The sequence below is a fragment of the Bathymodiolus japonicus methanotrophic gill symbiont genome, assembly GCF_019721995.1.
Lineage (GTDB): Bacteria > Pseudomonadota > Gammaproteobacteria > Methylococcales > Methylomonadaceae > Methyloprofundus.
Genome location: NZ_BLYC01000005.1, coordinates 175,678 through 198,920 on the forward strand (window position 1 = coordinate 175,678; position 23,243 = coordinate 198,920).

The window sequence follows — 23,243 nt, forward strand, 5'->3', positions numbered from 1 at the left end:
GTTCGTCTATGCGACTTCAGTCGCTGTCAGCCCCGGACGGGCTGATAGTCTCCAGAAGGCGCAGGGAAATTTGCCAATCCGAAGTGCGCGATAGCGCGCGAGGGAGGCTAAAATTTTATCCCGAATAGCCGTAGAGCCATTTGTGGTAGCCATGACTGAGCTGCTTTGTGCTCAGTCTGTGGCGGACGCAGGGCGGCTGGAGCATCTCCTATTCGCTGCGTAGGTGAACGAATTACGGCGACAGGAGTCCCGGAATTTCGTGAGGTAGCATGGCGCGCCTGGATTTAAAATACGTTGAGTGGGGAAGCAGCTGGCCATAAATCTGTTCATTGGTTTGGAGGAAATGGCGACCACTATCGACTACACTGATACAGCGTAATAACCCAAGGCGAATAAAGTCGATATCCTTCAACTCTGGGCATGAACGAGCCCACAAAGGATGACGCTCTGCTAACAGGGCACGTTCCATACTTTCATTGCAGTGTTGGTGAATATGTTCAGAGAGTGGTAGGTCTTTAAGCATGGGTGATATCCGTTTATGAGGTGATTAAAACGGAAATTTTTAGAAAAATTTTTTCGGCAATTGCAAGCTTTATTTGAAATTATTTGTTGTTTTTTTACGGTGCCTACAGAGTGTCTATTTGCTGTTATAAGTGATTAAAATCAAAAAGATGGAAATATTCGAGTGGTGCTACCTTCAGGTAGGTTATAGGCTGCTTTGTTTAGGTACTTCTTCTTTCAATGGGAACACTGATGTGATTTTCAGCGATCGACTTTATTCGCCTTGGGTTATTACGCTGTATCAGTGTAGTCGATAGTGGTCGCCATTTCCTCCAAACCAATGAACAGATTTATGGCCAGCTGCTTCCCCACTCAACGTATTTTAAATCACTGAAGTCGCATAGACGAACAAGTATGCTTGAGGCATTTGAACAGCAGAGCTATCATCTTCACGCTGAAACACTGCTATCGCAAGGCATTGATTATCTTAAAGCATTCCCGGAACTTGACGAATACACCATAGAAGCAGCGGATGGACATTTTATTGATCATGCCTGCCATACTGAAAAAAACAGCAAGGGGAAAGTTTATGCGGCCGGGGGGATTTACGCGTTGAATCTCAGAAGTGGGTTGCTCAGATTTCTTTGTCTGTTGACAAACGGAACTCAGAGACATCAAGAAATACCTGTGTTACGAGATCATATTGAAAAGCAAAACAAGGGAAATAACAGCTCTCAGAAACATCTCTATGTCTACGATAAAGCCGTCACCGACTTTGTCTGGTGGGATCGGCAGAAACGACATGCTAATTACATGATTTCAATGCTAAAAGAAAATTCAATTGCGACTCTGGTTGAGTCTATCCCTTTTGACTCCCGCCATGAGATCAATACAGGGGTTGAAGCATACAGTGTGTACGAAAACAAGAGCATCAAATTTAATGTGGTGGATTACCGTGATCCAGAAACCGGAAAACTTCACCGGTTTGTGACAACCTTGCCAATGACTATTAACCCTGGAACCATTGCCATGCTGTATTTCAAGCGATGGACGATTGAAAAGACATTCAATAACACTAAAAGTAATTTCCAGGCGCGCCATGCTACCTCACGAAATTCCGGGACTCCTGTCGCCGTAATTCGTTCACCTACGCAGCGAATAGGAGATGCTCCAGCCGCCCTGCGTCCGCCACAGACTGGGCACAAAGCAGCTCAGTCATGGCTACCACAAATGGCTCTACGGCTATTCGGGATAAAATTTTAGCCTCCCTCGCGCGCTATCGCGCACTTCGGATTAGCAAATTTCCCTGCGCCTTCTGGAGACTATCAGCCCGTCCGGGGCTGACAGCGAAGGAAACTAAAGCTTGGTCTTCCAATACCCGCTCACTTGAAAACCAAATGCGCCTGACTGCAATGAGCTATAATTTAATGCGCGTGTTTGAAGAGATTTCAAAAACACAACAGCCAGAATTGATTCATCCATCGGATAAAAAATATAGCGAGACTCTGGAGATTAGGCAGCAACAGGCTCAAAAACGAGATCGTTTTGTGAATCCATTATTTTTCCAGGCAAGAATATCTCGTATCAGCTCGTATACCATTCGGGCAGTTCAAAACGCAATAATAACAGGAATGTCTTTACAGTGCTTTATGAGCCCTCTTGTGGCAAGGTTAGTTTCACGGCCTCAATTGATAGGGGAACACTGATGAATATATCAATGATTGTGACTTAAAAATCGAAGACTGGGCTAGAGTTTTTCTTTCATCGAATCCCTTTGTTTTCCTTAGTGCATACACCGGAATGATAACCGACAACTTCCTTATGGCTACACGCCGTACAGTCACTTGAATAACTGGTGAACTGACCATTTTCTTCCATGGCGCAGACCGGTGCATAGATCATGGTACATACTTGCGGCCTTACTTCTGGGCAATCGACCAGATCACTAGGTCTTTCCGGCATGCTTTGACAGGCGCTCACTGATACCAGTAGCACAACAGACGCACTATTTCTTATATTCATTGCAAATTCTCCATTTCTAGGGGTGATACTTTTATTATGGCAGCAAATTTCGGGTGGTCTAAATAATGCACTTCATTTAACAACACCCGTCTTTTTTCATTTAAGCGATAGATTACACCGGCTGATTCTGTTGGGCTAAACTCCAGGTCGGCAATGACATGTAACAAGTGCCCGCGCTGAATTTTTATCCAGCCGTTTAAGCCTATATCAGGCTCGGAAACATCAATAGGTAGACTAACACTGCCACTGGCTACCGGAATTCTCCATGATTGATAATGAAAGGGGCGATAGGCGGCGGATCTGCGTAATCTATTATAGGTATTTTGCAAGGTTTTGTTGCCTACTCTGGCTTGAGCATGGCGGTTTACGGGGGTGATTTCTGTGGTCGTTTGCTCAAATTGTTCGCTAGTAGGTGCGTGTTGCTGAAATACTATTAACTCAAGCTGAAACCAGCGTTGATCGGCTAACGCCCGGCTGTTAAAGCAAAAAATTAAAAGTGCAAATACAGCACCAATTTTCTTTTGGTGAATAGATGTATTGTTGAAATCATGCTTTGGTGTTAAAAAATATCTTTTGATCTTTGCTTGCCAAAATTGGTGCTGCACGTACTGAATTTTCAATCGATAGCTCATAAATCATCGTCCGTTAATTGTGCCAATAAAGTGCTAAAAAATGCTATTTTGTCATCTGTTGTAGCGAATTTCTGCGTAAAGCGCAATTTATCTCCGCCTTCAAATTTATAAATATGTGCCTGCGTCTGGATCAATATCAACAACTGCTGCATATTTAGCTTTGGATCGCTACTAAATAGTATCCGTCCGCCTTCATCATAAACATCAATTTTCTTGATGCCTATTTTTTCCGCCTGTTGCTTTAATTCAGTGATCGAAAATAATACTTTTACCTGTTCGGGCAACAGCCCAAATCGGTCTATCATTTCTATCTGTAAGTCGCGCAAATCATCTTTATTGTCGCAACTGGAAATGCGCTTGTATAACACTAATCGTGCATGTATATCCGGTAAATAATCTTCCGGAATCAGTGCGGCTGTTTGCAAATCGACTTCGGTACCCGTATGCATCGGCGCATTTAATTCTGGCTGCTTGCCTGATTTTAAGGCTTTCACCGCGCGGTCTAGTAATTCAGTGTAAAGAGTAAAGCCTATTTCCTGAATTTGTCCACTTTGCCCATCGCCTAATAGCTCACCTGCGCCACGTATTTCCATATCATGTGTGGATAATAAAAATCCAGCGCCCAGTTCACCGGAAGATTCCACGGCTTCTAGACGCTTGAGACCATCTTTGCTGATTAATTTTTTCGGTGGGGTAATAAAGTAAGCATAAGCGCGATGATGCGAGCGTCCGACCCGACCACGCAACTGGTGCAATTGCGCCAGACCCAGCTTATCGGCGCGATTAATAATAATGGTATTCGCCGTAGGTATGTCGATACCGCTTTCTATAATCGTCGTACTAAGTAAGACATTAAATCGCTGATGGTAAAAATCCAGCATAATGCGTTCTAGCTCGCGTTCAGGCATTTGCCCGTGCGCAATTTCCACTCGCGCTTCGGGTACTAATTTCTCCAGTTCACGCGCCATTTTATCCATCGACTTAACATCATTATGCAGGAAATACATCTGCCCACCGCGTTTCAATTCACGCTGACAGGCTTCTTTAACCAATGAGTCAATCCATTCTGTGATAAAAGTTCTAATTGAGTGCCGATTAGCGGGCGGGGTGGCAATAATTGAAACATCGCGTAAACCAGACATCGCCATATTCAGGGTACGCGGAATAGGTGTTGCGGTCAGGGTCAAGAGATCAACTTCCTGGCGTATTGTTTTAAAGTGCTCTTTCTGGCGCACACCAAAGCGATGCTCCTCGTCTATAATTACTAAGCCCAGTTCACGGTATTTTATATCTTTAGAAAGTAATTTATGCGTGCCGATCACAATATCGACCTTGCCTGCTGACAGGTCTGCGATAATGATTTTTTGCTGTTTGGGAGTAATAAAACGCGATAGCACTTCGATGCGAAACGGCCAATCAGCGAAACGGTCGCGAAAATTCTCAAAATGCTGCTGTGCTAATAAAGTAGTTGGCACTAACACCGCGACCTGCTTGCCACTTTGTGCAGCTATAAAGGTCGCGCGCATCGCAACCTCGGTCTTACCGAAGCCGACATCGCCGCATACTACCCGGTCCATAGGTAGACTGGATGACATATCCTCAATAATACTGTCAATCGAGGTTTGCTGATCTGGGGTTTCTTCAAATGGAAAAGCATCGGCAAAAGCCAGGCATTCACTTTCCTCATACATAAATGCATGCCCTTTATTCAATGCGCGTTTGGCATGAATATCTAATAGTTCGGCGGCCACATCATGAATTTTCTCCAGCGCTTTTTTCTTCGCCTTGCTCCACTGGTCACCACCTAATCTATGCAAGGGGGCTGTATCAGGATTAACACCGGTATACCGCCCTATAACATCCAGAGCCGAAACTGGCACATAGAGCTTATCTTCATTGGCATATTCCAGCGCAAGAAACTCGGCATCTATATCGCCAAATTTCAAGACCTGCAGACCTAAATAACGTCCGACTCCATGCTCCTGATGCACCACCGGCGCGCCTACGGTAAGCTCATTTAGATTATTGACGATTTTTTCCAGCTCACGCGCCGCTGACTTTTTGCGCCTGCGCCTTTGCTGCGCCTTATCACCTGTTAGCTGACTTTCGGTAATAATCGCAAGTCCTGCCTGCTGTAGATATAAACTATGGTCTAAAGGAGCAACCACGATACAGGGGGAATCAATAGCCTGTATAAACTGCCCCCAGTTATCCAACTGTTTTACACTGATTTTATAGCTGCGTAATTTATCGATTAAGGCTTCTCTGTGCCCTGCGGTTTCAGCCACAAATAACACCCGACTGTCGCTGTTCGCTACAAATGCCTTTAACCGGCTGGCTGGCTCTCTTAACCTATGGTCTATCGTAACTTCCGGCAAATCAACACTTTTAGCCTGCCACGAGTTATTCTCTACCTTTGAACTAATATACACACGGCGAAATTGCTCTATGTGCTGGATAAATTCATTTGCCTGTATATATAACTTTTCCGGTGCTAATAGTGGCCTCTCCAGGTCATATTTGCGCTGTTGAAAGCGCTCGTCAATTTCATCAATAAATTGCTGGCTAAACTGTGTTAGGTTTTCCGGCAATATAAAAGCGGTAGTAGGCGGTAGGTAGTCAAACAGTGTTTCTGTGCTCTCAACAAATAAGGGCAAATATGCTTCAATTCCGCTGGGAGTAATTCCCTTGCTGACATCTTGATACAAAGTATTATTTTGATGATTATCCGGAAACGCATCACGAAATGACTGCCGGAAAAGATTGATCGCCGCATCAGTAAATGGAAATTCACGTGCTGGAAAGAGCTGTATGCTATCAACCTTCTCTATAGAGAGCTGGGTTTCCGGGTCAAAGGTTCTGATAGATTCGACTTCTTCATCAAACAGCTCGATACGAAACGGGTACTCGCTCCCCATCGGAAATAAATCCACAATCGCGCCCCGTACTGCAAACTCGGCATGCTGCACAACTTGCGAGACACATTGATAACCTACGGCTTCTAGCTTAATACGGTTTAAGTCCAGATTAAAAATACTACCTATATCAATGGAAAAGCTATTGGCTAATATATGCTCCCGAGGTGCCAGGCGATGCATTAAGGTTGCCACTGACAAGACCAGAGCGCCACGCGTTACTTCAGGTAGTTTTGATAGCGCCTTTAGCCGTTCGGAGACAATTTCAGGTAAGGGAGAAAAAACATCATATGGCAGGACTTCCCAATCAGGAAAATGCAGAATAGGGTATTTATCCTGTAGAAAGAAAGACAGTTCATGTTCCAGTCGCAAAGCGGTCTGGCTATCGGGCGTTAGCACCACAAATAAGCGAGATTCGTTTTTTATCGCTGTCGCAATCGCAAGAGAATCAGCGCAACCTGTTAAACCAGACCAGAATAGAGGCTGTTTAATTTTATGCGGAACGTCGGGTAAAAAAATAGGTTGAATATCTGACATTATTAAGCTGAAGTTTCCCAATTATTGAGTAGCTGAAATACACCATGCTGGTGTATCGAGGTTTATTTTAGGTGGTTTTGCCATGTTTATAGCAAACCCCTACTTAATTCCCCTTAGGCAATAGCATTTGAAACGAATGAAAAGACTATTTTTTTCATATAGTTGTAGCATAGTTTCAATTTTACCATCAATAATTATTGGGAAACTTCAGTTATTAAGCTGAAGTCGTAAAAATTGTAGAGCGGACTTCAGTCCGCCAGGCAATACAAGATACGCAGTAGTTTACCATGCACTTGATTTAGCATGAAGAACTAGGCGATGTTTCATCAAGCTAATGTTGACCGTATCCTGCTTTAGCGTAATACGGGGAAACGTGCATTACTCTTCCCTATATTCCGTAAGTATCATACAACCAACATTTCAAAGCGCCCAGGGTAAATGTTTACGCTGAATAAACATCGCATCGCCATAACTAAAAAACCGGTACTTTGCAGTAATCGCATGTTGATAGACCTTTTTAATCCGCTCATACCCTGCAAATGCAGAAACCAGCATGAGTAAGGTTGATTCAGGCAAATGAAAATTAGTCACCATCGCGTCAACCGTCTTAAACTGATACCCAGGGGTAATAAACAGATCCGTATCGCCCTGACAGGCTTCTAAATGCCCGTTTCGAGAAGCGGATTCCAGTGAGCGCATTGCAGTCGTGCCTATTGCTACCACACGACCACCTTTGTTTTTAGCTTGTTCTACAGCCTCAACAGTGGCTTGCGGAACCTCAAAGTATTCCTTATGCATCACATGCTCTGCCAGGTTCTCTACTTTGACAGGCCTGAATGTTCCACTGGCCACATGCAGGGTAACATAGGAAATTTCAACTCCCTTGGCCTGAATTTTATCCAGCATAGCAGCGTCGAAATGCAGTCCCGCAGTTGGCGCAGCAACTGCTCCGCTTTGCTGAGCAAAAACCGTTTGATACCGGGTCTGGTCAGTTATATTATCCGCACGGTCTATATATGGCGGCAGTGGCATATGCCCAATATCTTCTAAAATATCTGCCAGTGCCAGTTCGCCTTGAAACTGCAGGTGAAATAAGTCATCAACACGCCCCAGAACCAGGCACTGAAAGCCCGCATCTAATTCGATTATTGCGCCGGCTTTAGGCGATTTACTAGAGCGCATATGCGCCAGAACTTCACCATCGCTCAATACACGCTCAAGCAAAATTTCAACTTTCCCGCCTGATTGTTTATGGCCAAACAGGCGGGCAGGGATAACCCTGGTATTGTTTAACACCAGCAGGTCATCTTTATGTAGCAGTTCCAGTAGGTCACTAAACTGCTTATCAGTAATCGCATTGCTGTGTTCGTCAAGGCATAATAAACGACTTGCACTACGTTCGGGCAATGGCTGCTGAGCAATTAATTCATCAGGAAGTTCATAGTAAAAATCACTTTTTTTCATGCTTGCTATATTCAGTGCTTAAGCCGCTCAATTAATAAAAGGGTCTATTTTATAGAATTTTCTAGCAATATAAAAAAAGATTACTTATAATTATTAGCATATTCTATGCCGGGGTGGTGAAACTGGTAGACACGCCGGATTCAAAATCCGGTTTCTTCGGAAGTGCCGGTTCGATTCCGGCCCTCGGTACCATTAGAATGTTCTAATGCAGATTGATTACACTAAAAGCTCAATGTTTACGTAGCATTGGGCTTTTTTTATGTCCGTATACATATCAATAATGGTATTGTTTTCTAGCAATTATGGTATCTTTCATGCCTGTCTGGTTGCACAGGCATGGCAGACTACCCTTTTGCTCTGTAGGTATTTCAAGGTCTCCTTCCTGTAGGCGCGTCCTGCGCTCGTCATCAGGAGAGTATCCGCTGCCCCGAAGGTTCGAATACCCATTCTGCAGTCAAGTGAGCGCTCTTTTGTGTCTTCAGGCTCGACCGAGCGTAACCCTAGAAACCGCACAGGCGCGCCATGCTACCTCACGAAATTCCGGGACTCCTGTCGCCGTAATTCGTTCACCTACGCAGCGAATAGGAGATGCTCCAGCCGCCCTGCGTCCGCCACAGACTGAGCACAAAGCAGCTCAGTCATGGCTACCTCAAATGGCTCTACGGCTATTCGGGATAAAATTTTAGCCTCCCTCGCGCGCTATCGCGCACTTCGGATTGGCAAATTTCCCTGCGCCTTCTGGAGACTATCAGCCCGTCCGGGGCTGACAGCGGTTGACCGCTATAACTCGATGTTCAAGTTTTCAGCTATAACTGGGCTAAGAAAAGTAAATTTTTCCGGCTTTGTTTTATAAGTGATTGATTTACAATGATGTTGATGCTTTCTTTGTCAGTAAAATTATCAATAAAATCAATCAGTTAAAAAACTTGAACATCGAGTATAAAACATTGTAAGCAGCTGAATATTAATATAGTGATCGTAAAAACTTGTCACTTGTTGGGTGAGTGTACTCCTCTGCACAGGTTTTCCACAAATTCTGTGCTCAACTGCGGTTTTTAGGGTAATGGGATGTCGTCAATGAGGGTATCAAATTACTGCTCTAAACAAAGCTGATTATGTTTATAGTGCAGTACTTCATTGTTGGATGCACCTATGTTATCAAGTGCAACACCCACTTTACTGAAGTTTCCCAATAATTATTTATGGTAAAATTGAAACTATGCTACAACTATATGAAAAAAATAGTCTTTTCATTCGGTTCAAATGCTATTGCCTAAGGGGAATTAAGTAGGGGTTTGCTATAAACATGGCAAAACCACCTAAAATAAACCTCGATACACCAGCATGGTGTATTTCAGCTACTTAATAATTGGGAAACTTCAGTTCTTAATACAGCCACTCTATTTCACAGGCTAATGAATCGGAGTTGATTTACTCCGGCGATTCTATACAAGCCGCGCAATTACCCACAGATATATTACAAGCCAATCCACAAATGGAAGTGGTGCAGGCAGTCTGGGAGGCTTCTAGTGCGAGAGCAGCACCTCAATCAGCCTGGGCTGATCCGCAGTTTCGCTATACCATGGCACCCCTCACCATAGGCAGCAATAATACCAGTTACGGGCAGCGCTTTGAACTATCCCATAAAATTTCCTGGCCATGGAAGCTACGTCTGCGTGGGGAAGTGGCAGAGCACCTGGCAGATGCCCAGTACGCAAATATTGCTGCAGTAAAACTAGCCCTGGCTAGAACGGCAAAGTCCCTGTTTGCCGACTGGTATTATGTTCATCAAGCCATTAGGATCAATCAAGTTAACCGGGATTTATTCGATGAGTTTCGTAGAATCGCCGTGACTCGTTACGGAGCAGGGCTGGCGAGTAAGCAGGATGCTTTGCGTGCCGATGTTGAGCGGAATTTGCTCAAGCATCAGGCGAGATAGTCTTACACCGTGAACAGCAAACTATCCTTGCCCGAATGAATACCCTGCTGAACCGTTCGCCCGATGCATTTATCCCACCGCCACATAGCCTGGCAGAAATTCAATTCTTGCCTGAATTAAAAACACTACGTAGCAAAGCACGACAGTCGCGTCCCGAGCTAAAAGTATTAGCAGCGAATCTCGATGCGAGTAAAACACAGATGGAACTTGCGGCGCTGGAATATTACCCCGACTTTGATTTCTCGGCTGGTTACAATAGTCTATGGGATAATGAGGATAAGCGCTTTACCATAGGCGTGGGAATTAACTTGCCGCTGGGTCAAGCCAAACGCATCGCTGCCGAAAAAATAGCGCAAGCCAGGATGAAACAGGCGACAGGGCAATTCTCTGATTCGACGTGTGCTAGCAGCACGCGAGAGGAGCAAGAATTGCATTCCGAATAGCCGTCCAGCCAGTGAGGTAGTAATGACGAAGCGGCTTTTGTGCGTAGTCGTTGCGGACGCAGGGCGTTCAGGGCATCTCCCATCCGCTGCGTAGGTGAACGAATTATGGCGACAGGAGTCCCGGAATTTCGTGAGGTAGCATGGCGCGCCTGGATTTTCAGCGACAGCTAACGCCACTCGCTGATGAAAATCTGCATGCTGCAATAGCCGATTACCGGGCAGGAAAAAGTGATTTTCTCACCCTGATCAGTAGCGAAAAAAACCGTATGCAAACACAATTACAAACTGAGCGGGCGCTGGCCGATACTTACCGGCGTTTTGCCGAGCTTGAATATGCCGTGGGTAGTGTGACCACAATTTCTATAAACAGTGACAGGGAAGGCAGCAGTGAAACAAAATAGTCTCAAGTTTATTGTTGGAGTCTTGCTACTACTGACTGGGCTAGGGTTCTATTTTCTGCAGCAGCCAGATAAAAAAACTGCTGAGTTGGAAAATATTGGTAGCACATATTATGCTGGGGCCTTCAAAGTGCAGATTAAGCTGGCCCCTGCCAAGCCTAAAATTGGCAATAACACGCTGAGAATATTAATCCGCAACGAACAGGATCAGCCTGTTAGTGACGCGACGCTCGAAGCCAGTTCAGAAATGCCCGCGATGGGCTCAATGCCGGCAATGCTCGAAGTAGTGGATGTACAGCAATCAGGCAACGGGTTTTATCAGGGGCATTTTAGCCTGCCGATGAATGGTAGTTGGCCGCTGGCTATACAGATTACTTCGCCTGCACTGGGTAAGGCTGAGCTGGTTTTTGATATGAATACCAGCCGTGCGGGTCTAAAACTAAGCAGCGCTACCTCAAGTGCTATGGCGCCCAGGCAAACATCGGCTGAGCATGTAGATGAACAAACAGGAATGTTTGTAGTGGATAGCTATCGACGGCAACTAATCGGCGTGACCACCAGTGAAGTGCTATGTCAGAAGATGACTAAAACTATCCATGCGGCAGCCCGGGTTAGCTATGATGAATCCGGTCTGGTGGATATTAATCTTAAATATGATGCCTGGATAGGTACGCTAAATGCGGACTATATAGGCAAGCAGGTACAAAAAGGTGAACCGTTATTTACGGTACTGAAGTTTCCCAATTATTGAGTAGCTGAAATACACAATGCTGGTGTATCGAGGTTTATTTTAGGTGGTTTTGCCATGTTTATAGCAAACCCCTACTTAATTCCCCTTAGGCAATAGCATTTGAAACGAATGAAAAGACTATTTTTTCATATAGTTGTAGCATACGCTGTCAGCCCCGGACGGGCTGATAGTCTCCAGAAGGCGCAGGGAAATTTGCCAATCCGAAGTGCGCGATAGCGCGCGAGGGAGGCTAAAATTTTATCCCGAATAGCCGTAGAGCCATTTGTGGTAGCCATGACTGAGCTGCTTTGTGCTCAGTCTGTGGCGGACGCAGGGCGGCTGGAGCATCTCCTATTCGCTGCGTAGGTGAACGAATTACGGCGACAGGAGTCCCGGAATTTCGTGAGGTAGCATGGCGCGCCTGGTTTCAATTTTACCATAAATAATTATTGGGAAACTTCAGTAACAAAATGCTTCCCCCCTTAAATATGAGCGTACCTGAATTAGCTAAGGCCGAAAATATTCCTTACGGAACGCTGTATACGTGGAAGCAAACTTATGTTGATAAGAAGTGCAAAAACACTAAAAACACAAGCCATTCTCCTATACAGTGGACAACCGAGGAAAAATTATCAGCCATTATAGAAACAAGTACCCTGAGCGAGCAAGAGTGTAATGAATATTGTCGTACACATGGGCTTTATAAAGCTGAACTTGAGTCCTGGAAGACCCATTTTATTAAAGGATCAGAGCAAAACGCGACGCAAGAAAAAACAGATAGAAACGTATTAAAACAATTACGTAGTGAAAACAAAAAATTAAAGAAAGAGCTTAATCGCAAAGAGAAAGCACTTGCAGAAACAGTGGCCTTCGCTGAAAATCAGGGAAACGTAGCCTAAGCGAAGTGATGATTTTTAGTCCGCGATAGCCGTAGGGCCGTTGTTTTGTCGGAGTCTGAGCGTTAGCGAAGGTGGAGACAAAATAAAAGGCCATCCGACACGGCGTCAAGTCATTTGGAGCCTATGTTCCGACCCCTTGTTGGGTCGGGACGAGGTGACGAGGACGAATCGGGGCCGCCGGAGGCATAAGTGGTCGCGTTAAGTTTTTGCTGCTTGCTTGGGCTGGGATGCCCAAAACAAGCTTTCGCAAAAATAGCGACTCCCCGCATTGGTGCTTAGAAAAAAGCTGGATGCGCTCTGGGAGGAAAACGAGGACGCTTAATTCCTCACTCAGAGCGCGTAAATTATGTCACATGGATCAATGAAGCCATTGGACAAGGTGCCAGAAAGGGCAAAGCCTGTGATATTGTTGGTATCAGCATTCGTACCTTACAAAACTGGCAAGTTAACGGAGGAGTAGAGGCCGATAGAAGGTCGGATGCCATACGTTCATCTCCTAATAATAAATTAAGCGAATATGAGCAACTTGCTATTTTAATGACCTGTAATGAGGACGAGTATGCCAATTTACCACCGAGTCAAATCGTCCCTATCCTGGCAGACAAAGGCATCTACATTGCCTCCGAATCATCATTTTATCGAGTGTTGCATAAAGCAGAACAAGTCACACATAGAGGGCGGGCTAAAGAGCGCAAAAACACCTCCAAACCAACGAGTTATATCGCAGAAAAAGCGAACCAGGTATGGACGTGGGATATCAGCTACATGCCAACACCCATCGTGGGTCAGTTCTACTATTTATATATGATAGAGGACATTTATAGCCGAAAAATAGTCGGGGCTGAAGTGTATGAACAAGAAAGTGGCGAAGATGCCGCTACACTACTTGAGCGTAGCCTATTAAAGGAAAAAATGATGTATAACCCATTGGTGCTCCATTCTGATAATGGCGCACCAATGAAATCACTCACCTTGCGCAGCAAAATGTATGATTTAAACTTAACCAGCTCATACAGCCGCCCACGAGTGAGTAATGACAACCCTTATTCTGAAGCTTTGTTTAGAACGGTAAAGTATTGTCCTGACTGGCCTGGCAGTGGCTTTGATAGTCTTGATGAAGCCCGGGAATGGGTAGGTAACTTTGTCGAATGGTATAACAACGAGCACCGGCACAGCAAAATAAAATTCGTCACACCTGCGGAACAACATGAAGGAAAAGACAAAAATATTCTTGAAATGCGAGATAAATTATATCTCCAGAAGAAAAAAGAAAAAAAAGAAAAACCTTCCAGATGGTCTGGCTCAACCAGAAACTGGGATGCTACAGGGCCAGTTTCATTAAATCCTGACAGGACTGATGAAGCGGCTTAAATAATTTAGGCGAAAACTATCTTGAAAAACACCGTTACCGTGATCCAGAAACCGGAAAACTTCACCGGTTTGTGACAACCTTGCCAATGACTATTAACCCTGGAACCATTGTCATGCTGTATTTCAAGCGATGGACGATTGAAAAGACATTCAATAACACTAAAAGTAATTTCAAGGAAACTCAGGCGCGCCATGCTACCTCACGAAATTCCGGGACTCCTGTCGCCATAATTCGTTCACCTACGCAGCGGATGGGAGATGCCCTGAACGCCCTGCGTCCGCAACGACTACGCACAAAAGCCGCTTCGTCATTACTACCTCACTGGCTGGACGGCTATTCGGAATGCAATTCTTGCTCCTCTCGCGTGCTGCTAGCACACGTCGAATCAGCGAATTGCCCTGTCGCCTATCAGGGACTAAAAATCACCACTTCGCTAAGCTACGTTTCCATGATTTTCAGCGAAAGCTTGGTCTTCCAATACCCGCTCACTTGAAAATCAAATGCGCCTGACTGCAATGAGCTATAATTTAATGCGCGTGTTTGAAGAGATTTCAAAAACACAACAGCCAGAATTGATTCATCCATCGGATAAAAAATATAGCGAGGCTCTGGAGATAAGTCGGGGAGTCGCTATTTTTGCGAAAGCTTGTTTTGGGCATCCCAGCCCAAGCAAGCAGCAAAAACTTAACGCGACCACTTATGCCTCCGGCGGCCCCGATTCGTCCTCGTCACCTCGTCCCGACCCAACAAGGGGTCGGAACATAGGCTCCAAATGACTTGACGCCGTGTCGGATGGCCTTTTATTTTGTCTCCACCTTCGCTAACGCTCAGACTCCGACAGAATAACGGCCCTACGGCTATCGCGGACTAAAAATCATCACTTCGCTTAGGCTCCGTTTCCCTGATTTTCAGCGGCAGCAACAGGCCCAAAAACGAGATCGTTTTGTGAATCCATTATTTTTCCAGGCAAGAATATCTCGTATCAGCTCGTATACCATTCGGGCAGTTCAAAACGCAATAATAACAGGAATGTCTTTACAGTGCTTTATGAGCTCTCTTGTGGCGAGGTTAGTTTCACGGCCTCAATTGATAGGGGAACACTGATGAGAAAAACAGGAAAAAGAGACTATGATCTTGTTGAGCTTTTGTTTGAGTTTTCATAACACACCTCGCTTAACTTAGAAAAATAAGCTGCTCACGACTTCTAATGTAAGCTATTGATTATAAGACTCTTAAAGATGTCCGTTTAACCTGATATGGGTGTAGCTAAGGTTTGTTTAAAAAATTTCCGGATTACGTACAATTCTCAGCCATAGTAGAATAAAACTTTAAGCTTCAGTAGGTTAAAAATCACGCCATTCCCGAATTTTTTATCAGGAATCTATGCTAAACCTACGAGACCCTGCTAACGGCATGCAGGAATGACGAAGTATGGTTGATAGTTACGGGTAATCAGGAAAATATTTTTAAATCAATATATTGTACTATAATCTTGCACTCAACTTGTTTTCTATGTTGAAAGTATCAGGGTTACAGAGCCTTCTATACAATTACCGAAAGCAACTTGCATAATCGAATAATATCATATTTTTTGTGGTTAGTTGTATTTAATCTATGCTGGGTAGAATAAGGGGGATGGAAATAAAATAATCGTCTAGTTTTTAAAAGCTGATAAGCCAATTTTTTAATGATTAAACCGGCTAATGCTAAACGGCTCAATGGGCAATTCAGAGAGGCCATCCAGTATAAGCTGCGCCATAATAAGTCCAATCACAGGGGAAAGCTGTAGGCCATGTGCAGAAAAACCAAAGGCGTGGTAAGCATTATTCGCTTTGTGTGAGGCACTGATCACCGGGATATTATCCGGCATAAAGCCCTCAATCCCAGCCCAGGCACGGACTATGCGCACATCTTGCAGTTGTGGAAAAAAATCCAGCACGGTTTTGGCACTTGCTGCGAGCTGCTGCCAGTCGATATCGGTGCGTTCCTGTTCAAAATCAAGTTTGGCAACCAGCGCGCCGCCAATAATCAGCGTACCATTTTGCATTTGCTTAAAGGATAGCTTGCGACTTTCTGCGCCCATTACGGGATCGACAAAATGGGGCAGGCGCTCAGTCACCATCAGCATCAAGGCTTTAGGTGTTAGCGGTACCGGTTCCTGCATTTGTGCTGCAAGTTCGCCCGCCCAGGCGCCGGCGCAATTTACCACAATGCTACTGTTATAAGTGCCCTGAGAGGTGCGCACAGACCAGCCGTCACCTTCCTGAGTAATATTGTACACTTCACAATCTGAGTGGAAGCTTGCGCCCAGAGACTCTGCTTTCTGGCGAAATGCGGTTAAGGCATGGTAAGGGCGCGCATAACCATCTTCCCGGCAAATTAATGCACCGATGCAATGCGGGGCGAGGGCTGGAACGATTTGAAAAAGTTCTTTGCGGCCAATCATTTCTTCATGCTGATAGCCCATAGATCGAACCATCGCGGCGCGTTGTTCCAGTTTGTGCATATCAGACTGATTTTCTGCTACGCGTATTTGTCCGGGAAATCGCGCATCGCAATCTGAATCCACCAGATTTTCAATATTGTGCCACATTTTAGCAGCTGCTACGCTGAGCGGGATTTCAGCTAGATCGCGGTTTAGCTGGCGTAACCCCCCGGCATTAGAACCAGATGCATGTCGTCCGGGACTGGCTTTATCTATAACTATACAGCGGCATCCACGCATAGCTAATTGCAAGGCAGTAGAGGTGCCTATTAGCCCGGCACCAATAATAAGTATATCGGTATTCATGATGCGTTCTCCGCTGACAGGCTTGCCAGCTGTGCTAATGTTAGCGGCGCAACCGGTGGTCGTCCGCGGAAAAGGCTGCTATCGGATATGGCTTCTCCTCCTGCATCGGCAACAATATGCGCAACAGCATTGGCACATTGTCTACCCTGACAAGGCCCCATACCACAGCGAGACAGGTATTTAACTTGGTTACTGTCGCCATGGGCATTATCGACCGCAGCACGGATTTCACCGGCGGTAATTTCCTCACAGCGGCAAATAATCGTGCTCTTATCGGTGGTTGCCAGCATGTTCTGTGGAATTGCGAAATAGGCTTCCAGAAATGGCCGGATATGGCGCTCTTTGCGCATCTGTTTGCGCGGATTGATCGATTGCTGATTACGCTCGGCCTGTGAAATAACACCCAGAGAAAATAAAGCCTGTAGCACTGCGAGGCGGCCGGCATATTCGGCAGATCGGACGCCGTTAATCCCAGCACCATCACCAGCAATGAGAATACCGTCTATACTCGTATTACCCCATTCATTATGCTGGGGCCGCCAGCATTGCTGGCTGCTATCCCTGCGATGTTGGCAACCTGCAGCCTGCGTAAGCCAGATATCTGGAATAACGCCAAAGTGAGTCATTAATAAACCCGTTTCTATTGAATGCTCGCGGCCAAGGTGTCGATAGCTGATCGATTGTAATTCGCCATTACCCTCTGCTTTTAGATTGCTGACGGCCATCTTGCTAACGATGCCGGCCCGCTTCAGGTCGCGTTGATAAATCAGCCCCTTGGTTAGATAATGATGGGCTAACAAGGCTCGGGGAAATTTAGTTAATGCGCTCAAGAAGTTACTGTGTGGGGTAACATCCAGCATGGCTTTAATCTCAACGCCGACTTGCATATATTGCCAGGCGAGTAAAAGCAGTAATGGTCCCGATCCAGCAAGGACTACACCATCACTGGGTATAACCCCGGCAGATTTAAACAGGATTTGTCCTGCGCCTGCCTGCATGACTCCTGGTAATGTCCAGCCCGGGAAAGGTACGGGGCGCTCGATTGCGCCACTGGCAACCAGAACCTGATCTGCACTAATGATTTTGCTCTGATCTTTATACAATACTCCCACTTCCCGTTCGCTATTAAGTGACCAGACTTTGCATTCGGGGAAATACTCGACACTGCATGCACGAAATTCTTCGGCGAGTGTTTTTCCTTGCTGATATTCGGAGCCTAATACTTGCGCGCGTGTTGCTGGAGCGGACTCGATAGCGCGGTAAATTTGTCCACCAGGGGATGCCTGTTCATCCAGCAACGCACAGGAAATGCCGTGATTCGTTGCGGTGACAGCGGCTGCAAGACCTGCGGGCCCTGCGCCAATAATAATTAACTGATAGTGATCTCTCATCTGGCATCTCCCAAAGCGGGGCCTACGCCTTGTTGTGTCTCAACGTGCATACCCTGTTTTACATAAGTCGCACAGCTATGCTGATTGGCTTTGCCGTCGATAATCATCAGGCAGTCATAGCAGACACCCATCATGCAAAATGGCGCGCGTGGGCTGTTCGATATGGGCGTTGTGCGCGTGGAACGTAATCCTTGCGCTAATACCACGGCAGCTACGCTTGTTCCTTGTGGCACCAGAATCTTGCAGCCATCAAGAGTTACTTCAAGGTTTCCCAGGTCATTATTTTGGAGCTGTTTAAACATGGTTTATAGCCTGATTTTACTGATAATATTATGGTGCTCATAGACCATGGTTTCCTGCAGGTCAAGTTTTAATCCGATATGTGATGATTCAGCTCGCTTAAACATTGCTTGCGCAAGTGAGATATCCACATAGGCCAGTCCCACGGCATTAAAATAGGTACGCTCGTCATCTGATTCACGCCCGGGTTTATGGCCTGAGACCAGTTCATGCAAGTCGGCATGAATATCGTTGTGCGAGAGTAGCCCTTCTTTGTACATGCGGCTCAGTGTTTGAGTACGGTGGGTCACGGTATCCCAGTCATCGCAGACAATTTTGTCGCACTGCAGCGCAACTGCATATTCATCTTCCCAGCCGCCGATATGGCTATAAAAAGCGCCGGGCTTCATCCATTCTGCTTTGAGTAATGGCGCCTGTGCGCTAGTTGCTGTGACAAGAATATCCGCTCCTTGCATGGCTTCGAGTGCGACTGTATTGGTTCTGATAAAATTTATATCCGGCAGAATAGGTGATAGTTCATCAATAAACTGCTCTTCTTCCAGTGCGGTTTTAGCTGACACTCGACATTCTTTTATGCCAGGGCGCACCACTTTCATGCCTAATAGGTGCATTTTTGCCTGCTCGCCAGCACCAATAAAGCCTATGCTGCGGCTATCTTTGCGGGATAAGTGCTTTGCTGCAATCGCACCGATAGCGGCGACCCGCATATTTGATGCAAGCGTGCCTTCCATAACCGCAACGGGAAAGCCTTTTTCGATTTCGGATAAAATAAAGATGGCTGATAAATTTTGTACATCATACTTTTTTGGGTTACGTGGGAAAACCGATACCCATTTTGCGCCGCAGATTTTTTCATCTAGCAAGGTCGCAGGCAGGCAGTTAATGCGATCCTGACTAACGGGGTCAAAAATCTGTACAACCTTTTCCGGAAACATAATGCGGTGATCTTCATAGGCAAGCATCGCTTTCTCGGCGACTTCAATTGCCATGCGCAAATCGAAACAGCCAGCATCTAGTAAATCTTCCTGGGAAAGATAGGTAAAACCGACATTATGTGAAGCTTTTGTGCTCTCTTGATGAGATGCCATTTGGTTATCCTGAGTTATAGTTAGACTGAAGTTTCCTAGTTTTTAAAGCATAAGAATATCAGCTAATGCTTATTTTTCTGAAATATTAGATATTACTAATATTAATGACATTCCGCTGACTAAAAGCCTTGAATTATTTTTAAAAACAACAGGTTAATCGTGAATGAGGCCTAGTTTTAGTGTATAATGAAAGTTTCTAACACATTGATTATACAAACAAACAGGCCTCATTCATATTCATTTTACGCGATACTTTACTTCCACTTCAAGATCATTTTTACAAAACCACTTTAGGCCGCGAACGAGCCTCTCTGTTTGTTTACACGATCCTGTCTATTATCGTTCCCTTTACGTCGTCGATGACATCTAATCTTTGGCGTTGCCTTGATACGTTGTTTGGGTTTGAGATCAAGAATAAGCGCTTTTACACTTTCATGGCTTCTTCAACTTTGCCGTGGGCTGGGCTGTGGAAAACTATCTGGGAGCTGATTCCGTCTCCTGAAACAGATGGGCGCATATTGGTTGCACTGGATGAATCCATTATCACTAAAGTAGGCAAGAAGATCTTCGGCTGTGAAGCCATTTTTGACCACGCGGCCAAATCGAATCAAAGCAAATATCCATGGGCAAAAAACATTGTATCGGTAGGGTTGCTGAAACAGGTCAAAGGTCGCTGGGCGTGCCTATTTTTAGATTTCCGATTTTATCTACCCTTAAAAACAATTCAGGAAAAAAAAGAAACCGCCACGATAAGAGGTGATGTCGTTCCTTTCCAGACCAAGATGACTCAGGCGGCTCAAATGCTGATTGCAATTGCAGAACATTTTTCCACCGCTCCTATATTGACAGTCACTGATAGCTGGTTTGGCAACAATGGCCTATGGAAGCCTGTTTACAAAGCTATCGGAAGCCGGTTTAATATTCTCTCTAGGTTAAGGTGCAATAATGTACTGTACGATCGTCCAGAAAAAAGAAAACCCAAGCAGAGGGGGCGGAATAAAAAGTACGGGCAGCGTCTCGGGGCAGCCACAGACATGGCAAAAACAGTACAACAAAAGGCCCGATCGTATACCGTGAATCTCTATGGAAAACAGCGTGAAGTCAGGGCTTATAGTCGCGTTGTCATGCTGAAAACATTGAAACGACCCGTTCAGGTTGTCTGGGTGTTTCGTCGCACACAGTGGATTGCTTTGTTTACGACCGATCTAAGTTTATCCGTCACACAGATTATTGAGTATTATGGTGCGCGATGGAAAATAGAATCCGGGTTCAAAGAGCTCAAGCAAGACATAGGGAGTCAGAAAAGTCAGTGTCGAAATGCGCAGGCAGTGACCAACCACAGGCGCGCCATGCTACCTCACGAAATTCCGGGACTCCTGTCGCCGTAATTCGTTCACCTACGCAGCGAATAGGAGATGCTCCAGCCGCCCTGCGTCCGCCACAGACTGAGCACAAAGAAGCTCAGTCATGGCTACCACAAATGGCTCTACGGCTATTCGGGATAAAATTTTAGCCTCCCTCGCGCGCTATCGCGCACTTCGGATTGGCAAATTTCCCTGCGCCTTCTGGAGACTATCAGCCCGTCCGGGGCTGACAGCGAAAGTAGTCAGACAGACCAAGAAGACGAAGATGAAAACTTTAGTCTATTTGATCCCGATGAGCCGTTTGTTAATGTGAGTGGCTTCTGGGACATACGCGGTGGCGTGCGCACCCAGAATGATCCCTACGAAGACCAGTTCTCTTTAGGTGAAACGCGTCCGCTGAAAATCAGGGAAACGGAGCCTAAGCGAAGTGATGATTTTTAGTCCGCGATAGCCGTAGGGCCGTTATTTTGTCGGAGTCTGAGCGTTAGCGAAGGTGGAGACAAAATAAAAGGCCATCCGACACGGCGTCAAGTCATTTGGAGCCTATGTTCCGACCCCTTGTTGGGTCGGGACGAGGTGACGAGGACGAATCGGGGCCGCCGGAGGCATAAGTGGTCGCGTTAAGTTTTTGCTGCTTGCTTGGGCTGGGATGCCCAAAACAAGCTTTCGCAAAAATAGCGACTCCCCGTTACAAATCGACCTGCAAAAAGATATCGGCCCGGTGTCAATAAACATCGTCTCTGACTTTCTTTATGACCCTATCGCGCTAAATCAGCATGCAGACCTGCAAACAGGTAATGGCTGGGTGGACTTACGTGAAGCAAATATTGCCTTTAGTCCATTTTCATTTATGGATATTAAATTTGGCCGGCAGATACTTACCTGGGGCACAGGTGATTTAATCTTTATTAACGACCTGTTTCCTAAACTGAAGTTTCCCAATTATTGAGTAGCTGACACTCGATGTTCAAGTTTTTGATATTGAGAAGGTAAAATCAGGTATTCTGAGGTTGTTGTAATTTTATCGGTGTAAGCCCATGTTAATGAATGCCCCAGCCACCTTTATCCAAAGCTATATTGACGATTTAAATGATGCGCTCAATCAGCTAAAACCCGGAGCCGCTTTGACACGGATTCAGGCGCGCCATGCTACCTCACGAAATTCCGGGACTCCTGTCGCCGTAATTCGTTCACCTACGCAGCGAATAGGAGATGCTCCAGCCGCCCTGCGTCCGCCACAGACTGAGCACAAAGCAGCTCAGTCATGGCTACCACAAATGGCTCTACGGCTATTCGGGATAAAATTTTAGCCTCCCTCGCGCGCTATCGCGCACTTCGGATTGGCAAATTTCCCTGCGCCTTCTGGAGACTATCAGCCCGTCCGGGGCTGACAGCGCAAGCCGCTTGGTTGGGCACTTGTTTAACGTGCATACTGCTAATGAACTCTGTTTGCTGGGCTAAGTTTGAGCGAGCAAGCCTTGGAGATTGCAAAGTAGCCGCATTATCCTGGGTGTTTCGTAAAGCAAGTATACCCTGGGACTGGTTGCTACGGGTGAGTGTGGTCTTAATTTTAAAACGTTATGGCATTACTGAAGGTGTGTTGGCCTTTGATGAATCAGACCGAGCACGATCTAAGTCTACAAAACGTATTTATAAGGTTTACAAGCAGAAACACAAAGGCTCCGGCGGGTATGTTAATGGACAAACGATAGTATTATTGCTGCTAGTTACCTCATCCATTACAGTGCCTGTCGGTTTTTTCTTTTATATGCCGGATCCAGCCTTAAAGCAGTGGGATAAAGAAGATAAACGGTTGAAAAAGAGCGGTATAGCAAAAAAAGATCGGCCTATTAAGCCTGAACGTGACAGTGCCTACCCGACCAAAACAGAGATTGCATTAGGCTTATTAAAAGAGTTTAAAGTTGCGCATAGCCTGATTAAAATTAAAGGCGTACTGGCTGATGCGCTGTATGGTGAAAAAGCCTTTATGGACGAAGCCGCTAAAGAATCTGGAGGCTCGCAGGTGATTAGCCAATTACGTAAAAACCAAAATATTGAATATAGAGGTAGAATAAGGTCAGTCGAGAGCTACTTTAATTCGATTAACAAAGGCATTGATCAGATAATACGTGTACGTGGCGGCAAAGAGATTAAAGTGACTGTCAGCAGTGCACGATTAAAGGTGAGTTCTCACAGTAAAAAACGCTTTGTCATTGCCTTAAAATATGACGGTGAAAACGACTATCGCTATTTAGTGGCGACAGACCTGACTTGGCGCACACAAGATATTATTCAAGCCTATACGTTGAGATGGCTGATTGAGGTTTTCTTTGAGGACTGGAAGCTTTATGAAGGATGGGGGCGTGAGGCCAAACAATTAGATGAAGAGGGATCAAGCCGTGGCCTGATTCTGAGTCTTTTGTTTGACCATTGCCTTCTCCTTCACCCAGAGCAAAT

General features: G+C 45.5%; 33 protein-coding genes, 1 tRNA gene and 2 pseudogenes. 21 read left to right on the forward strand and 15 right to left on the reverse strand.

The window, feature by feature from the left end; genetic code table 11:
* Positions 1 to 6: 6 nt before the first annotated feature.
* Positions 7 to 153, reverse strand: a complete 147-nt coding sequence (locus tag K6984_RS09685) for a hypothetical protein (protein ID WP_221895337.1) — start codon at positions 151 to 153, stop codon at positions 7 to 9.
* Positions 154 to 165: 12 nt separating this feature from the next.
* On the opposite strand from K6984_RS09685, the gene K6984_RS33060 reads away from it, so the two are divergent.
* Complete coding sequence (locus tag K6984_RS33060) at positions 166 to 288, forward strand: hypothetical protein (RefSeq protein WP_263458697.1); 123 nt, start codon at positions 166 to 168, stop codon at positions 286 to 288.
* Here the strand turns inward: K6984_RS33060 and K6984_RS09690 are convergent.
* Complete coding sequence (locus tag K6984_RS09690; protein WP_221895338.1) at positions 233 to 523, reverse strand: hypothetical protein; 291 nt, start codon at positions 521 to 523, stop codon at positions 233 to 235. The two genes, K6984_RS33060 and K6984_RS09690, sit on opposite strands and share 56 nt — an antisense overlap.
* A gap of 392 nt (positions 524 to 915) precedes the next feature.
* Here K6984_RS09690 and K6984_RS09695 point away from each other — a divergent pair, with 392 nt between their 5' ends.
* Together K6984_RS09695 and K6984_RS09700 are read left to right on the forward strand one after the other, a co-directional pair.
* Positions 916 to 1,764: a transposase gene (locus tag K6984_RS09695; protein ID WP_221895339.1), complete on the forward strand. Its 849-nt coding sequence runs from the start codon at positions 916 to 918 to the stop codon at positions 1,762 to 1,764.
* Positions 1,719 to 2,207 carry a hypothetical protein gene (locus K6984_RS09700; RefSeq protein WP_221895340.1) on the forward strand — a complete coding sequence of 163 codons (489 nt, stop codon included), beginning with the start codon at positions 1,719 to 1,721 and terminating at the stop codon, positions 2,205 to 2,207. Before K6984_RS09695 ends, K6984_RS09700 begins: the two co-directional genes overlap by 46 nt.
* 312 nt (positions 2,208 to 2,519) lie before the next feature.
* Here K6984_RS09700 and K6984_RS09705 read toward each other — a convergent pair whose 3' ends face one another.
* The 3 genes from K6984_RS09705 to queA form a co-directional block, all read right to left on the reverse strand.
* Positions 2,520 to 3,155: a CsiV family protein gene (locus tag K6984_RS09705; protein WP_221895341.1), complete on the reverse strand. Its 636-nt coding sequence runs from the start codon at positions 3,153 to 3,155 to the stop codon at positions 2,520 to 2,522.
* Positions 3,152 to 6,607, reverse strand: coding sequence for a transcription-repair coupling factor (gene mfd / locus K6984_RS09710; protein ID WP_221895378.1), 3,456 nt, complete (start codon positions 6,605 to 6,607; stop codon positions 3,152 to 3,154). Before mfd ends, K6984_RS09705 begins: the two co-directional genes overlap by 4 nt.
* Before the next feature lie 420 nt (positions 6,608 to 7,027).
* Positions 7,028 to 8,071 (reverse strand): tRNA preQ1(34) S-adenosylmethionine ribosyltransferase-isomerase QueA, encoded by a 1,044-nt coding sequence (gene queA / locus K6984_RS09715; protein WP_221895342.1) that lies wholly within the window; start codon positions 8,069 to 8,071, stop codon positions 7,028 to 7,030.
* Positions 8,072 to 8,178: 107 nt separating this feature from the next.
* Between queA and K6984_RS09720 the strand changes: the two genes are divergently transcribed.
* Positions 8,179 to 8,263: transfer RNA gene (locus tag K6984_RS09720), tRNA-Leu, on the forward strand.
* Positions 8,264 to 8,549: 286 nt separating this feature from the next.
* Here K6984_RS09720 and K6984_RS09725 read toward each other — a convergent pair.
* Entirely contained in the window at positions 8,550 to 8,699 is a 150-nt protein-coding gene (locus K6984_RS09725) for a hypothetical protein (protein ID WP_221895343.1), read from the reverse strand.
* Positions 8,700 to 8,711: 12 nt separating this feature from the next.
* Between K6984_RS09725 and K6984_RS09730 the strand changes: the two genes are divergently transcribed.
* The 3 genes and pseudogenes from K6984_RS09730 to K6984_RS36085 form a co-directional block, all read left to right on the forward strand.
* Positions 8,712 to 8,924, forward strand: a complete 213-nt coding sequence (locus tag K6984_RS09730; RefSeq protein WP_221895344.1) for a hypothetical protein — start codon at positions 8,712 to 8,714, stop codon at positions 8,922 to 8,924.
* Positions 8,925 to 9,497: 573 nt separating this feature from the next.
* Positions 9,498 to 10,010 carry a TolC family protein gene (locus K6984_RS09735; protein WP_221895345.1) on the forward strand — a complete coding sequence of 171 codons (513 nt, stop codon included), beginning with the start codon at positions 9,498 to 9,500 and terminating at the stop codon, positions 10,008 to 10,010.
* Between the two features lie 35 nt (positions 10,011 to 10,045).
* Positions 10,046 to 10,327 (forward strand): annotated as a pseudogene (locus K6984_RS36085) (TolC family protein); the annotation flags it as partial.
* A gap of 2 nt (positions 10,328 to 10,329) precedes the next feature.
* On the opposite strand, the gene K6984_RS30825 reads toward K6984_RS36085, so the two are convergent.
* Positions 10,330 to 10,536, reverse strand: a complete 207-nt coding sequence (locus tag K6984_RS30825) for a hypothetical protein (protein ID WP_230988000.1) — start codon at positions 10,534 to 10,536, stop codon at positions 10,330 to 10,332.
* Between K6984_RS30825 and K6984_RS33065 the strand changes: the two genes are divergently transcribed.
* Genes K6984_RS33065 through K6984_RS09750 form a run of 3 tightly spaced genes read left to right on the forward strand, consistent with a single transcriptional unit; the run spans position 10,493 to position 11,602 of the window.
* Positions 10,493 to 10,624 (forward strand): hypothetical protein, encoded by a 132-nt coding sequence (locus K6984_RS33065; RefSeq protein ID WP_263458698.1) that lies wholly within the window; start codon positions 10,493 to 10,495, stop codon positions 10,622 to 10,624. The genes K6984_RS30825 and K6984_RS33065 overlap by 44 nt on opposite strands.
* Positions 10,594 to 10,854 (forward strand): hypothetical protein, encoded by a 261-nt coding sequence (locus K6984_RS09745; protein WP_221895347.1) that lies wholly within the window; start codon positions 10,594 to 10,596, stop codon positions 10,852 to 10,854. Before K6984_RS33065 ends, K6984_RS09745 begins: the two co-directional genes overlap by 31 nt.
* Positions 10,841 to 11,602, forward strand: coding sequence for a FixH family protein (locus K6984_RS09750; protein ID WP_221895348.1), 762 nt, complete (start codon positions 10,841 to 10,843; stop codon positions 11,600 to 11,602). The genes K6984_RS09745 and K6984_RS09750 overlap by 14 nt, the downstream gene beginning before the upstream one ends.
* Before the next feature lie 125 nt (positions 11,603 to 11,727).
* Here the strand turns inward: K6984_RS09750 and K6984_RS09755 are convergent, their stop codons facing one another.
* Entirely contained in the window at positions 11,728 to 11,877 is a 150-nt protein-coding gene (locus tag K6984_RS09755; RefSeq protein WP_221895349.1) for a hypothetical protein, read from the reverse strand.
* Positions 11,878 to 11,889: 12 nt separating this feature from the next.
* On the opposite strand from K6984_RS09755, the gene K6984_RS09760 reads away from it, so the two are divergent.
* Together K6984_RS09760 and K6984_RS09765 are read left to right on the forward strand one after the other, a co-directional pair.
* The gene (locus K6984_RS09760; protein ID WP_221895350.1) at positions 11,890 to 12,027 is read left to right on the forward strand and encodes a hypothetical protein; all 138 of its coding nucleotides are present in this window, start codon (positions 11,890 to 11,892) and stop codon (positions 12,025 to 12,027) included.
* A gap of 3 nt (positions 12,028 to 12,030) precedes the next feature.
* Positions 12,031 to 12,480, forward strand: coding sequence for a transposase (locus K6984_RS09765; RefSeq protein WP_221895351.1), 450 nt, complete (start codon positions 12,031 to 12,033; stop codon positions 12,478 to 12,480).
* On the opposite strand, the gene K6984_RS09770 is transcribed toward K6984_RS09765, so the two are convergent.
* Positions 12,413 to 12,574, reverse strand: coding sequence for a hypothetical protein (locus K6984_RS09770; protein ID WP_221895352.1), 162 nt, complete (start codon positions 12,572 to 12,574; stop codon positions 12,413 to 12,415). The two genes, K6984_RS09765 and K6984_RS09770, sit on opposite strands and share 68 nt — an antisense overlap.
* A 27-nt stretch (positions 12,575 to 12,601) precedes the next feature.
* The gene (locus K6984_RS33070; RefSeq protein ID WP_263458596.1) at positions 12,602 to 12,730 is read right to left on the reverse strand and encodes a hypothetical protein; all 129 of its coding nucleotides are present in this window, start codon (positions 12,728 to 12,730) and stop codon (positions 12,602 to 12,604) included.
* A 29-nt stretch (positions 12,731 to 12,759) separates the two neighbouring features.
* Between K6984_RS33070 and K6984_RS09775 the strand changes: the two are divergent.
* The 4 genes and pseudogenes from K6984_RS09775 to K6984_RS09785 form a co-directional block, all read left to right on the forward strand.
* Positions 12,760 to 13,851, forward strand: a pseudogene (locus K6984_RS09775) (IS3 family transposase); the annotation flags it as partial.
* A 251-nt stretch (positions 13,852 to 14,102) separates the two neighbouring features.
* Positions 14,103 to 14,345, forward strand: a complete 243-nt coding sequence (locus K6984_RS09780; protein WP_221895353.1) for a hypothetical protein — start codon at positions 14,103 to 14,105, stop codon at positions 14,343 to 14,345.
* 143 nt (positions 14,346 to 14,488) lie between these two features.
* Positions 14,489 to 14,617 (forward strand): hypothetical protein, encoded by a 129-nt coding sequence (locus K6984_RS33075; protein ID WP_263458596.1) that lies wholly within the window; start codon positions 14,489 to 14,491, stop codon positions 14,615 to 14,617.
* A 180-nt stretch (positions 14,618 to 14,797) separates the two neighbouring features.
* The gene (locus K6984_RS09785; RefSeq protein WP_221893805.1) at positions 14,798 to 14,956 is read left to right on the forward strand and encodes a hypothetical protein; all 159 of its coding nucleotides are present in this window, start codon (positions 14,798 to 14,800) and stop codon (positions 14,954 to 14,956) included.
* 580 nt (positions 14,957 to 15,536) lie between these two features.
* On the opposite strand, the gene K6984_RS09790 is transcribed toward K6984_RS09785, so the two are convergent.
* The 4 genes from K6984_RS09790 to K6984_RS09805 are packed head-to-tail and all read right to left on the reverse strand — an operon-like array spanning position 15,537 to position 19,422.
* On the reverse strand, positions 15,537 to 16,643 hold the full coding sequence (locus tag K6984_RS09790) for an NAD(P)/FAD-dependent oxidoreductase (protein ID WP_221895354.1): 1,107 nt from the start codon (positions 16,641 to 16,643) through the stop codon (positions 15,537 to 15,539).
* Entirely contained in the window at positions 16,640 to 18,034 is a 1,395-nt protein-coding gene (locus K6984_RS09795; protein WP_221895355.1) for an FAD/NAD(P)-dependent oxidoreductase, read from the reverse strand. Before K6984_RS09795 ends, K6984_RS09790 begins: the two co-directional genes overlap by 4 nt.
* Complete coding sequence (locus tag K6984_RS09800; RefSeq protein WP_221895356.1) at positions 18,031 to 18,336, reverse strand: (2Fe-2S)-binding protein; 306 nt, start codon at positions 18,334 to 18,336, stop codon at positions 18,031 to 18,033. The genes K6984_RS09795 and K6984_RS09800 overlap by 4 nt, the downstream gene beginning before the upstream one ends.
* Positions 18,337 to 18,339: 3 nt before the next feature.
* Entirely contained in the window at positions 18,340 to 19,422 is a 1,083-nt protein-coding gene (locus tag K6984_RS09805) for an ornithine cyclodeaminase family protein (RefSeq protein ID WP_221895357.1), read from the reverse strand.
* Between the two features lie 311 nt (positions 19,423 to 19,733).
* Here K6984_RS09805 and K6984_RS09810 point away from each other — a divergent pair, with 311 nt between their 5' ends.
* The 3 genes from K6984_RS09810 (at position 19,734) to K6984_RS33080 (ending at position 21,227) form a co-directional block, all read left to right on the forward strand.
* Complete coding sequence (locus tag K6984_RS09810; RefSeq protein WP_476693188.1) at positions 19,734 to 20,810, forward strand: IS701 family transposase; 1,077 nt, start codon at positions 19,734 to 19,736, stop codon at positions 20,808 to 20,810.
* Positions 20,811 to 20,889: 79 nt separating this feature from the next.
* Positions 20,890 to 21,099 carry a hypothetical protein gene (locus tag K6984_RS09815; protein ID WP_221895359.1) on the forward strand — a complete coding sequence of 70 codons (210 nt, stop codon included), beginning with the start codon at positions 20,890 to 20,892 and terminating at the stop codon, positions 21,097 to 21,099.
* Entirely contained in the window at positions 21,096 to 21,227 is a 132-nt protein-coding gene (locus tag K6984_RS33080; protein ID WP_263458700.1) for a hypothetical protein, read from the forward strand. Before K6984_RS09815 ends, K6984_RS33080 begins: the two co-directional genes overlap by 4 nt.
* A 102-nt stretch (positions 21,228 to 21,329) precedes the next feature.
* Here K6984_RS33080 and K6984_RS33085 read toward each other — a convergent pair whose 3' ends face one another.
* Complete coding sequence (locus tag K6984_RS33085; RefSeq protein ID WP_263458596.1) at positions 21,330 to 21,458, reverse strand: hypothetical protein; 129 nt, start codon at positions 21,456 to 21,458, stop codon at positions 21,330 to 21,332.
* On the opposite strand from K6984_RS33085, the gene K6984_RS09820 reads away from it, so the two are divergent.
* On the forward strand, positions 21,436 to 21,735 hold the full coding sequence (locus K6984_RS09820; RefSeq protein WP_221895381.1) for a hypothetical protein: 300 nt from the start codon (positions 21,436 to 21,438) through the stop codon (positions 21,733 to 21,735). The two genes, K6984_RS33085 and K6984_RS09820, sit on opposite strands and share 23 nt — an antisense overlap.
* Before the next feature lie 315 nt (positions 21,736 to 22,050).
* On the forward strand, positions 22,051 to 23,243 hold a 1,193-nt coding region (locus K6984_RS09825), incomplete at its 3' end, for a transposase (protein WP_221895360.1).

What these genes read in the sequence shown, in the direction of transcription:
- K6984_RS09685 (WP_221895337.1), bottom strand. Translation starts at nt 153, where the DNA reads ATGGCTACCACAAATGGCTCTACGGCTATTCGGGATAAAATTTTAGCC.
- K6984_RS09690 (WP_221895338.1), bottom strand. Translation starts at nt 523, where the DNA reads ATGCTTAAAGACCTACCACTCTCTGAACATATTCACCAACACTGCAAT.
- K6984_RS09695 (WP_221895339.1), top strand. Translation starts at nt 916, where the DNA reads ATGCTTGAGGCATTTGAACAGCAGAGCTATCATCTTCACGCTGAAACA.
- K6984_RS09700 (WP_221895340.1), top strand. Translation starts at nt 1,719, where the DNA reads ATGGCTACCACAAATGGCTCTACGGCTATTCGGGATAAAATTTTAGCC.
- K6984_RS09705 (WP_221895341.1), bottom strand. Translation starts at nt 3,155, where the DNA reads ATGAGCTATCGATTGAAAATTCAGTACGTGCAGCACCAATTTTGGCAA.
- mfd (WP_221895378.1), bottom strand. Translation starts at nt 6,607, where the DNA reads ATGTCAGATATTCAACCTATTTTTTTACCCGACGTTCCGCATAAAATT.
- queA (WP_221895342.1), bottom strand. Translation starts at nt 8,071, where the DNA reads ATGAAAAAAAGTGATTTTTACTATGAACTTCCTGATGAATTAATTGCT.
- K6984_RS09730 (WP_221895344.1), top strand. Translation starts at nt 8,712, where the DNA reads ATGGCTACCTCAAATGGCTCTACGGCTATTCGGGATAAAATTTTAGCC.
- K6984_RS30825 (WP_230988000.1), bottom strand. Translation starts at nt 10,536, where the DNA reads ATGGGAGATGCCCTGAACGCCCTGCGTCCGCAACGACTACGCACAAAA.
- K6984_RS09745 (WP_221895347.1), top strand. Translation starts at nt 10,594, where the DNA reads ATGGCGCGCCTGGATTTTCAGCGACAGCTAACGCCACTCGCTGATGAA.
- K6984_RS09755 (WP_221895349.1), bottom strand. Translation starts at nt 11,877, where the DNA reads ATGGCTACCACAAATGGCTCTACGGCTATTCGGGATAAAATTTTAGCC.
- K6984_RS09770 (WP_221895352.1), bottom strand. Translation starts at nt 12,574, where the DNA reads ATGGCCTTTTATTTTGTCTCCACCTTCGCTAACGCTCAGACTCCGACA.
- K6984_RS09780 (WP_221895353.1), top strand. Translation starts at nt 14,103, where the DNA reads ATGGGAGATGCCCTGAACGCCCTGCGTCCGCAACGACTACGCACAAAA.
- K6984_RS09790 (WP_221895354.1), bottom strand. Translation starts at nt 16,643, where the DNA reads ATGAATACCGATATACTTATTATTGGTGCCGGGCTAATAGGCACCTCT.
- K6984_RS09795 (WP_221895355.1), bottom strand. Translation starts at nt 18,034, where the DNA reads ATGAGAGATCACTATCAGTTAATTATTATTGGCGCAGGGCCCGCAGGT.
- K6984_RS09800 (WP_221895356.1), bottom strand. Translation starts at nt 18,336, where the DNA reads ATGTTTAAACAGCTCCAAAATAATGACCTGGGAAACCTTGAAGTAACT.
- K6984_RS09805 (WP_221895357.1), bottom strand. Translation starts at nt 19,422, where the DNA reads ATGGCATCTCATCAAGAGAGCACAAAAGCTTCACATAATGTCGGTTTT.
- K6984_RS09815 (WP_221895359.1), top strand. Translation starts at nt 20,890, where the DNA reads ATGGCTACCACAAATGGCTCTACGGCTATTCGGGATAAAATTTTAGCC.
- K6984_RS09820 (WP_221895381.1), top strand. Translation starts at nt 21,436, where the DNA reads ATGCCCAAAACAAGCTTTCGCAAAAATAGCGACTCCCCGTTACAAATC.